We start from the raw sequence: 7,892 nt of genomic DNA on the forward strand, positions 1-7,892 counted from the left end.
TCACCCCGAAACAGCGCTACGAGAAGCGTCGCAGAGAAGGCGGTTTTGTTCGACGTGCGTACTACGTCCACAAGGATGACGAGGCGGCATTAGCCGCCTTTGCGAAGGAACTTGAGGACAAGAGGAAGAGCGACAGTGATTGATATGATCTACGGCACTGTCCCCTTTGACTGGGATATCCCAGTCACTGGCGGTGCGCTCGTCCACTACAGGGCTGATGGCACGGTTGAGTGGGGCACCGATAAAACCCTGTCTCTTCGTGGTTCGCATGATTCACGAGTTTTCGTGCGGACTGTCGAGCGTGGAAAGTTGGAGTTTAAGGGCAATCCTGCCAAGTTCCTGCAAGGACATAATCTGTTCGGATCGAACGACCTTAAGGGCGTTCTGATCGATATGCTGATCGATGTTTGCGAGGCAATCGAGCTTGCGCCGTCTGCTGAGAACCTGCTGGCATGGCGTCGGGGTGAGATAGAGCTTTCTCGCGTTGACGTGACCGAGATGTTTGAGCTTCCGACGTTCTCCGATGTTGGCGCATGGATACAGGCGGCAGGGAAGACGGCGTCTGTCAAATGGCGCGGTCGCGGTCACTATCAGGACGGCACGCTTTATTTCGGCAAGGTAGCGACCGGAAAGCGTGCTTCGCCGTGGCAAATGAAGCTCTATCACAAGGGAGAGGAAATCCGGGTACACAAGCTGCCGAAAGACATTGAGAAGCGTGAAGACCTCGAAAATTGGGCTTCGAATAAGCTCCGTATTGAGGTAACATTGCGGACACAGGAATTGAAACGCTTAGGCCTCCACAACGTTTCCGCATGGACGGTGGACAGAGCCGAGAAGGTTTTTGAAGCGTACCTGTCGAAGGTGAATTTCGGAGAGTTGGCAATGGTCGATGTTCAGACAGAGGAAGATTTGAAGCCGAAGCTTCGCGCTGTTTACGCCCTCTGGAAGACCGGCTGTGATATGCGCAAGCTCTATTCGCGCCCGACGTTCTACCGTTACCGCCAAGAAATCATGGAAGTCACCGGGGCTGATATCGGGACGCTTTGCGTCAAGGATAATATCGTTTCGCTTCGTAGGGCGCTGGAAGCGCGTCCAGCTGGTGTCCCTGAGTGGGCTGGTGATCTCTATTACAAGCCTCGGTCTCACCTCAGCGTGGTAGCGTGAGAAAGCCGCCCTCGGGCGGCTTTATTGCTTCTGGAAGTCGGGTATGCGCCCGATGTTTCTCAGATGGTCTATTATCTCGTGGTAGAGGTGGTCACGAGGTCCGTACCGATCGCAGATTTTTACTATCGGTTCCTGTACCTGTTCTCGCAGCGGTTCTGGCAGGTCTGCGTCACCTATGAACCAGTAATCGTCGTCTGCCATTGCTAGAGGATTGCAGCCGATAGCAACCAAATCCTCGATAAAAGCTGGTATCTCGTCTTTCGTCATCTCTGCTCCTTTGCTGGCCACCTGGAGCATATGGTGAAGCATTAGGATCAGGCTATTGTAGGATTCACAGGGTCAGCCCGTGATTTTCTTCCACCATGGGCGTGTTGCGAGGTCTTTCCAGTCGTCTCGGTCGCGCTCGGCGGCTTGAGCGCGTGATGCCTCTGTGTCTGCTCGCCTGCGCTCTGCCTCTACGAGGTCCGACATTCCTTTAAGCTCCGCCTCTAACCTTGCGATTTTGATGTCTTTTTCGTAGTCGTCTGTCCTAGGGACATCCGTAGGCATGTCCGTGGCATTGTCCGTAGGTTCGTCGTCTTTGAAACCATCGAGAGGAACGTTGATCCTCATATTGCCGTCGTTGCCCATGGTGCGCTTCCACCGTTTGCGGCGGACGAGCTTTCTGGCACTATCGAGCTTAATGTTGAGCCGCTTCGCTATCTCTTGATAGGTCATCTGCATTTCGCGCATGGTCTCGTCCTTGGGAATGTCCTAGGGATTGTCCTTCTGTGCGGACGATATTTCAAATTTAATAGTCTGTACAGAAAGCAATTTTCGCCATTTTGGCTAGGACACTTTTGCGTCCTACTCGTTAATTCGACAGTAGCCGGAATCCAGTGCTTTCGATCTTTCTGTTCGTGCCGAAAACGTCGGTACGGATGAAAGGAAAGCCAATGCTGGCATATGTAGAAATCACAAGCGACGAGATCGATTTTCGTGAGGGGCGCAATGACAATGGATATTGGTCGGTGCGCCGACAGAAGGCGTTTATGCATCAGGGCGAGCCTTACCCGACGCCCTTTGAAGTCACTCTTGAGGAAAAACAGCAGCCGTATAATCCGGGCAAGTACGTGCTGGCTGGCGGGTCTTTTCGTCTCGGAAAGTACGGCCTCGAACTCGGTCGTAACGTTAAGCTGCTCCCGGTCTCCGACGCGCTCGCCAAACTCGGTGATCTCAATCGCTCTCCTGCTCGGTCTGCTGCGGCGGCTTAGTGATGGATTCGACGCCGCAATATATCGTTGTTTGCAGCGCGGACGGCCCTTCTAGCCTTACGCCTGCCGTGAGTTGCGGCGCTCTTGAGGGGGTGCCGTACTCGGGTCAGATCGCCCAGGGGCATCTTCTCACTTCGGAACAATACCAAACCTTCTTGGACCTATCGGCTCCGTTCAATCCGGCGGAGGCGGGGCAGTTTTTTGCCTACGGGTTTGGTGTTGTGGTCGGCTGCTGGGTGTTCGCCTACGTGGTCGGTCTGGTCCTGCATGCGGTCAAGGAATTTGGCCACTAACCCCTAATTGGAAGGAAAAATGAACATGAAGAAGCTGCTTGCCGCGTCCGCTTTGGTCGCCTTTTCCGCTGGTGCTGTTTTCGCTCAGGAAGCAACCGGGCCGGACTTCTCTACTCTGACGTCGAGCATCGATTATTCGACCGTCATCACGGCAATCATGCAGGTGGCGGCGGGCATCATCACGGTTCTGCTGGCTATTAGCGGGGCGAAGTTCGTCCTCGGCATGATCCGTCGCGCCTAACCGGGATAGGGCCGGGGGCGTTCGTAGCGTTCCCGGCTTCTCTCATGATGATCGTTCAACTTTGGTATTTGGCGTTCTTCGTCCTAGGGACAGTGGCAGGATATGCCACGATCTCGGGCTTTTCGAGCGCGCTTTCGAGGTGACAATATGAAGCGTTCTCTTCTGCTGGCCTCTGCTCTGTCTGGCGCCCTGATCTTTACCGCTCAGGGCGCTTTTGCGTTTGAACCGACGTACAACACGAAGGTTCCTGACCTCCTCGGAAAGCTGCTTGAAAGCAGGGGTGCGCAGCAGACGGCGGTGGAGGGAACAAAGCGTGCCGTGGCTGGTGTTGTAACGGCTGAGGGCGCTGCTTTGGGGCAGACCGTTGGCCGGTTTGCTTGGCTTTCTGTCGCGGCTCGCGCGCGGTGGGTAGGGGTGACAGTTGGTGCAATCGCGTTGACGGCTGATCTTGCGTACAGATGGTTTACGGAAGACGGCGGAGAAACTGTTTCGGAACTCATGAAAGTTGAAGAGACAGTTATAAACGACAATACAAACAGTATCGCTAATATTATGGCTCAAAGGCCTAATATAGCTGGTGTCGCTGGGTACAAGAGTACAAATTTTACATGCAATATGGTTGAAAAAGCGAAGTGCGCGGCTTCTGAGGCTATGCTGCGTGCGAATGAGCTTTATCAGCAGCGTGTCGTTAATACTGCCTATTCCAACGTTAAAGCAAAGCTGCTCACTCTTAACTGCTCAAGTACAAATTGGACTGAGAACAGGTGCAGTGGAAACATAACGTTCGAATTAACTTCTGCTTCTACAGGCGCAGTTGCGACCGCTAACGCCTACATATCAAGTTATACAGAGTTTCTTGTTTATAGTGATGCAGATGGCACTCAGGCACCTGAGCTTGTCCCGAACTGCATGAGCGGTTCGACCTCGTCTTATCCTGAATGGTGCGGCAAAGAGAAGCCGCTGGAGCTTCCTGATACTGTTGCGTATCCGCTTGTCGAGAAGCCTCAAATGATCCCGGACGCTCAAGCTGAAAAGAATGTCGAGCCGGGTCTGCTTACAGATCACGTCAATGATCTGTGGGAGCGGGCGGCGCAGATGGCCGACTATCAGGGCGTTCCGTATGTCGATACGGATCGGATGACGCAGGCAGAGTTGACGCAGTTGCTCAACACCTATCCGGCTCTGTCGCCTACGCTCGGTGATCTTGCTGGGCCGGTTGGCGACCCTACAACCGGCACTATTCCATGGGCACCTACGGTGACTGATCCGGGAACTGGGACTGATCCCGGTACAGACCCCGGCACAGACCCAGGTACAGACCCCGGAACCGATCCGGGCACTAGCACCGGAATTGACATGACGCACCCGACCGTCACGACTCCGGAATTGCCGACGATCCCGACGATTGATCAGATCATCGATCCTGTTTTCGACACGTTCCACATTCCGACTGTGAGCTTCTCGACAACTGGAACGTGCCCAACGTTCGAATTCAGCTATGCCGATGAGACCTTTGTTGCCAACGGTCATTGCACGTTGATCGACAACATCAGGCCTGTGCTGCAGGCGATGATGATGGCCCTCTATTCGGGGCTTGTTCTTTTGATTGTGCTCTCAGCCTAGCGGCAAATTTCAACGGTAGGCCTGAGACAAACGCGCTCCCCCATAGCGCCGTAGAGCAGTCTCAGGCCGGATTATCTGCACGGACGGTGCTACTAGCTTTTGGAGGTCCCTATGTGGTCCCTAATGTTGTCGTTGCTCTTCTACGCCCTCAATTGGGTGGTTCGGGCGGTGATGTTCAAGGCGGTGCTCTATATCGCGTTGTGGTATTTCACGACTGAGGCTTGCCAATACCTCCTGACCAAGATCGAGTTTGGCGGTGAAGGGTTCCAAGGCGCGCTTTCCAACGTCAATCAGTACGTCGTCTATTTCCTTGTAGCCCTTAAGCTCGATGCTGGGTTGCCGATGATCATTTCCGCGATGATGACGCGCTTTGCCATCCGTCGCCTGCCTATCATCGGGTGATCCATGGCGATTTCGGTTTATACGGGGGTCATGGGGTCGGGAAAGACCTATGAGGTTGTTGGGTATGTCATCGCGCCTGCTCTCGCTGCTGGGCGTCGTGTTGTCACCAATATCGCCGGCTTCAATTACGATGAGGCCTACGATTTCTGTATTGAGAAGCTGAAAGCCAAACCGGGCCATGTTGGGGAAATCGTTGTCGTCGAGGATGACGACGTGCAGCGCCCTTCCTTCTTTCCGTCTGATGACAATTCGAACTCTATCGTTCGCCCAGGTGATCTGGTCGTTATCGATGAGTGCTGGCGTTTCTGGGGGGCGGATGGTGCGATCTCCGAATCCTCTATGGAATTCTTCCGCAAGCATCGGCATTTAACGCACCCTGACACGGGCGTTGCCTGTGATCTTGTGTTGATCACACAGGCCGTCAGTGACCTTCACCGTAAGCTCAAGAACGTTGTTGAACTGTCGTTCCGCGCCAAAAAGGCGAAAAGCCTCGGACTGAACAGCATCTACGTTGTCGAGATGTGGGAGGGGACCAACCAGCGCCGTAAGTCAGCGTCTGCACAGACAAGGCGTTACGATCCGGCGATTTTCCCCCTCTACAAGTCGTATTCCGGGGCCACAGACGCGGCAGGAAAAGAGGTCGCTGTTGATAAGCGTCACAACGTTCTGAAAAGCTGGAAGTTCGTGCTGGGCGCTCCTGCGCTTGTCCTGCTGGGCATCTATTCCGTGTGGGGTGTCGTTTCGTTCTTCGATCCCAAGACCACGACAAAAGATCAGGCCGCCGAGCGCGACCAAGCAACCCCCTCAAGAGCCAAAGAGCTATCCTCCGCAGAGGGCGTGAAGTCGGGCAGAGTGGGTCCCTCTGGCACCGATGGTCAGCCGATCCAGAGCCAAACACCGGTTCGGCAAACTCCCATGATGTCGACCGAATGGAGACTTTCCGGCTTTGTATCGTTCGGAGAGCGCCGTGTTGTGCTGATCATCAACAATGCCGGTCGGGTTCGTGCCGTGTCGCCGTCGATGTTTAGTTTCTCCGACGGTCGGCCGGTCACTGGAACGATAGACGGGCAGACTGTGACAGAGTGGACAGGCAGTCTCGCCTCTGCCACCTCGCAGCCACCCCTAATTTCCATGGGGGAGGTGACACCATGAGAAGGACAGGGACAATCCTAGGCCTTGTCCTAGGTCTACTGGTGGTGTTGCCAGTGCGGGCGGCTGATGAAACTCCGGTTCTGCTTTACGCGCAGGACATTCCGGCGTCTGAACTTGTCGGCCTCCTTTACCGGGAGATTTTTCGAAAGCCGTTCGTCACGTCACCAGCCGTGCAGGCTAATCGGTCGTTGGTGTCTGTACACATCAGTGGAACGCAGGCGGGTGCGATCAATCAGGCTAACGACTATTTGGCCGCTCTCGGTTTCAAGATCATTTCCGGCAAGGGCGTCGATCGTGTGGAGCTTCCCGGTCCAGCTCCTGCCCCTCCGATCGACAGCTTTCCAATGTTCTACACCCCGAAGTGGCGTGATCCTGCTGAACTGGTGGCCTTGCTCAAGCCTTTGTTCCCGGAAGCGAGGTTTGGAGGAACTGGTGCGGCTGTGACCTATGCCGATGGGACAAGCGCGGAAAGCGTCGTTTCGGATAAGTTGGTTGTCCATGCCGCGAAAAAGTCGCTTGCCGAGATCGAGGAGCTTTTGCCGCGGCTGGATACGCCTGTTTCTGACCTGGCTGTCAAAGCGGCGGTCTTTGAGGTCGGAACCAATGTCGATGACGGCTCCGCCTTCCAGCTTGCCGTTGGCCTGCTCAAGAGCCAGGTCAGCGTAGGGACCGGCGCGGCCTACACCTCGACGGGCCTTGGTCTCGCTGATCCCAATGTCCTTGGCTCCTTTCTCGCCTTCAAATCATCTTCGGTCGAAGCCATCGTTTCAGCGCTCTCGACGGACAGCCGTTTCAATCTGGTGACCGCTCCTGCTGTTCGTGCTCGATCCGGCGCGTCTACCTCCTTCACAGTCGGCCAGTCGGTCCCTGTTCTTGGATCCGTGAGCTATCCAGAGGGAGGAGGATCGACGCCCGTTCAATCTGTCGAATACCGGGATGCCGGTGTCATTTTCACGGTTCGGCCAGTGGTCCAAGACAAGGTCATCACCATGCTTCTCAGCCAAGAGATTTCGGACTTCGTGCAGACGACGACAGGCGTAAACAGCACTCCGACACTGACCCGCCGCAAACTGGACACGACACTTTCCCTTCAAGATGGCGATGTGGTCATGCTCGGAGGTTTGACGAAGACGAAAGACAGCCACGCGAAGGAAGGCTTTTCCTTCCTTCCGGACCTGCTCAAATCGAACACGAAAACGAGCTCGAGGACGGATTTGCTTCTCGTCCTTCAGGTGCAGAAATTGCAGCCGGGGGCTGTTTCCCTCAATTTTGACCGTACACGCGAGTTTCCGGCTCTTCCCGACGCGAAGCCTAGGAGCAGGAAGGAAATCGAGCGTGCGGCCCGCAATGGGGAGATAAATGGCCTTTTCTGACAAAGCGAGCGGCCACGGGGACGGACCCACTGGACCGCCCGGCAGTGGCCGCGAGGGTGGGTTTTGCATGACATATAACCATGCAAAACATGTCTCAATTTTTTACACCCCCTCTCAGTCTCAAGCCCTAAAAACATCCGTACGGAATTTAGTTGTTGCATCCGTACGGATCATAGGTTTACCGTCTGTACGGAATTTGATTCGGGGACACGATGTCTAAACGCGCTACGCCTATCGAGAATTACATTGCTGAAGGCGAAGTTCTCACCCCGAAACAGCGCTACGAGAAGCGTCGCAGAGAAGGCGGTTTTGTTCGACGTGCGTACTACGTCCACAAGGATGACGAGGCGGCATTAGCCGCCTTTGCGAAGGAACTTGAGGACAAGAGGAA

At 54.9% G+C, this 7,892-nt stretch carries 10 protein-coding genes; 8 read left to right on the plus strand and 2 right to left on the minus strand.

The features are described 5' to 3' along the window. Positions 1-144: 144 nt before the first annotated feature. Positions 145-1,164, plus strand: coding sequence for a phage/plasmid replication protein, II/X family (locus M0412_RS26270; protein WP_247750550.1), 1,020 nt, complete (start codon positions 145-147; stop codon positions 1,162-1,164). A gap of 21 nt (positions 1,165-1,185) precedes the next feature. Here the strand turns inward: M0412_RS26270 and M0412_RS26275 are convergent, their stop codons facing one another. Together M0412_RS26275 and M0412_RS26280 are read right to left on the minus strand one after the other, a co-directional pair. Further along, the gene (locus M0412_RS26275; protein WP_209236939.1) at positions 1,186-1,431 is read right to left on the minus strand and encodes a hypothetical protein; all 246 of its coding nucleotides are present in this window, start codon (positions 1,429-1,431) and stop codon (positions 1,186-1,188) included. Positions 1,432-1,503: 72 nt separating this feature from the next. Beyond that, complete coding sequence (locus M0412_RS26280) at positions 1,504-1,896, minus strand: hypothetical protein (protein WP_209236940.1); 393 nt, start codon at positions 1,894-1,896, stop codon at positions 1,504-1,506. Positions 1,897-2,099: 203 nt separating this feature from the next. On the opposite strand from M0412_RS26280, the gene M0412_RS26285 reads away from it, so the two are divergent. From M0412_RS26285 to M0412_RS26315, 7 genes are all read left to right on the plus strand, one after another. Next, positions 2,100-2,417, plus strand: a complete 318-nt coding sequence (locus M0412_RS26285; RefSeq protein WP_209236941.1) for a single-stranded DNA-binding protein — start codon at positions 2,100-2,102, stop codon at positions 2,415-2,417. 2 nt (positions 2,418-2,419) lie between these two features. After that, a complete protein-coding gene (locus M0412_RS26290) occupies positions 2,420-2,710 on the plus strand; it encodes a hypothetical protein (RefSeq protein WP_209236942.1) in 291 nt (96 codons plus the stop codon). A gap of 19 nt (positions 2,711-2,729) precedes the next feature. Continuing rightward, positions 2,730-2,951: a major capsid protein gene (locus M0412_RS26295; protein ID WP_209236943.1), complete on the plus strand. Its 222-nt coding sequence runs from the start codon at positions 2,730-2,732 to the stop codon at positions 2,949-2,951. 147 nt (positions 2,952-3,098) lie between these two features. Continuing rightward, positions 3,099-4,574 carry a hypothetical protein gene (locus M0412_RS26300; RefSeq protein ID WP_283159221.1) on the plus strand — a complete coding sequence of 492 codons (1,476 nt, stop codon included), beginning with the start codon at positions 3,099-3,101 and terminating at the stop codon, positions 4,572-4,574. 123 nt (positions 4,575-4,697) lie between these two features. Beyond that, positions 4,698-4,976, plus strand: a complete 279-nt coding sequence (locus tag M0412_RS26305) for a DUF2523 family protein (protein WP_269704307.1) — start codon at positions 4,698-4,700, stop codon at positions 4,974-4,976. Between the two features lie 3 nt (positions 4,977-4,979). Beyond that, complete coding sequence (locus M0412_RS26310) at positions 4,980-6,128, plus strand: zonular occludens toxin family protein (RefSeq protein WP_209236946.1); 1,149 nt, start codon at positions 4,980-4,982, stop codon at positions 6,126-6,128. 53 nt (positions 6,129-6,181) lie between these two features. Continuing rightward, on the plus strand, positions 6,182-7,501 hold the full coding sequence (locus M0412_RS26315; RefSeq protein ID WP_269704309.1) for a hypothetical protein: 1,320 nt from the start codon (positions 6,182-6,184) through the stop codon (positions 7,499-7,501). Positions 7,502-7,892 lie beyond the last annotated feature (391 nt).

The sequence above is a fragment of the Agrobacterium sp. O3.4 genome (assembly GCF_041414895.1).
Taxonomy (GTDB): Bacteria; Pseudomonadota; Alphaproteobacteria; order Rhizobiales; family Rhizobiaceae; genus Agrobacterium; species Agrobacterium cucumeris.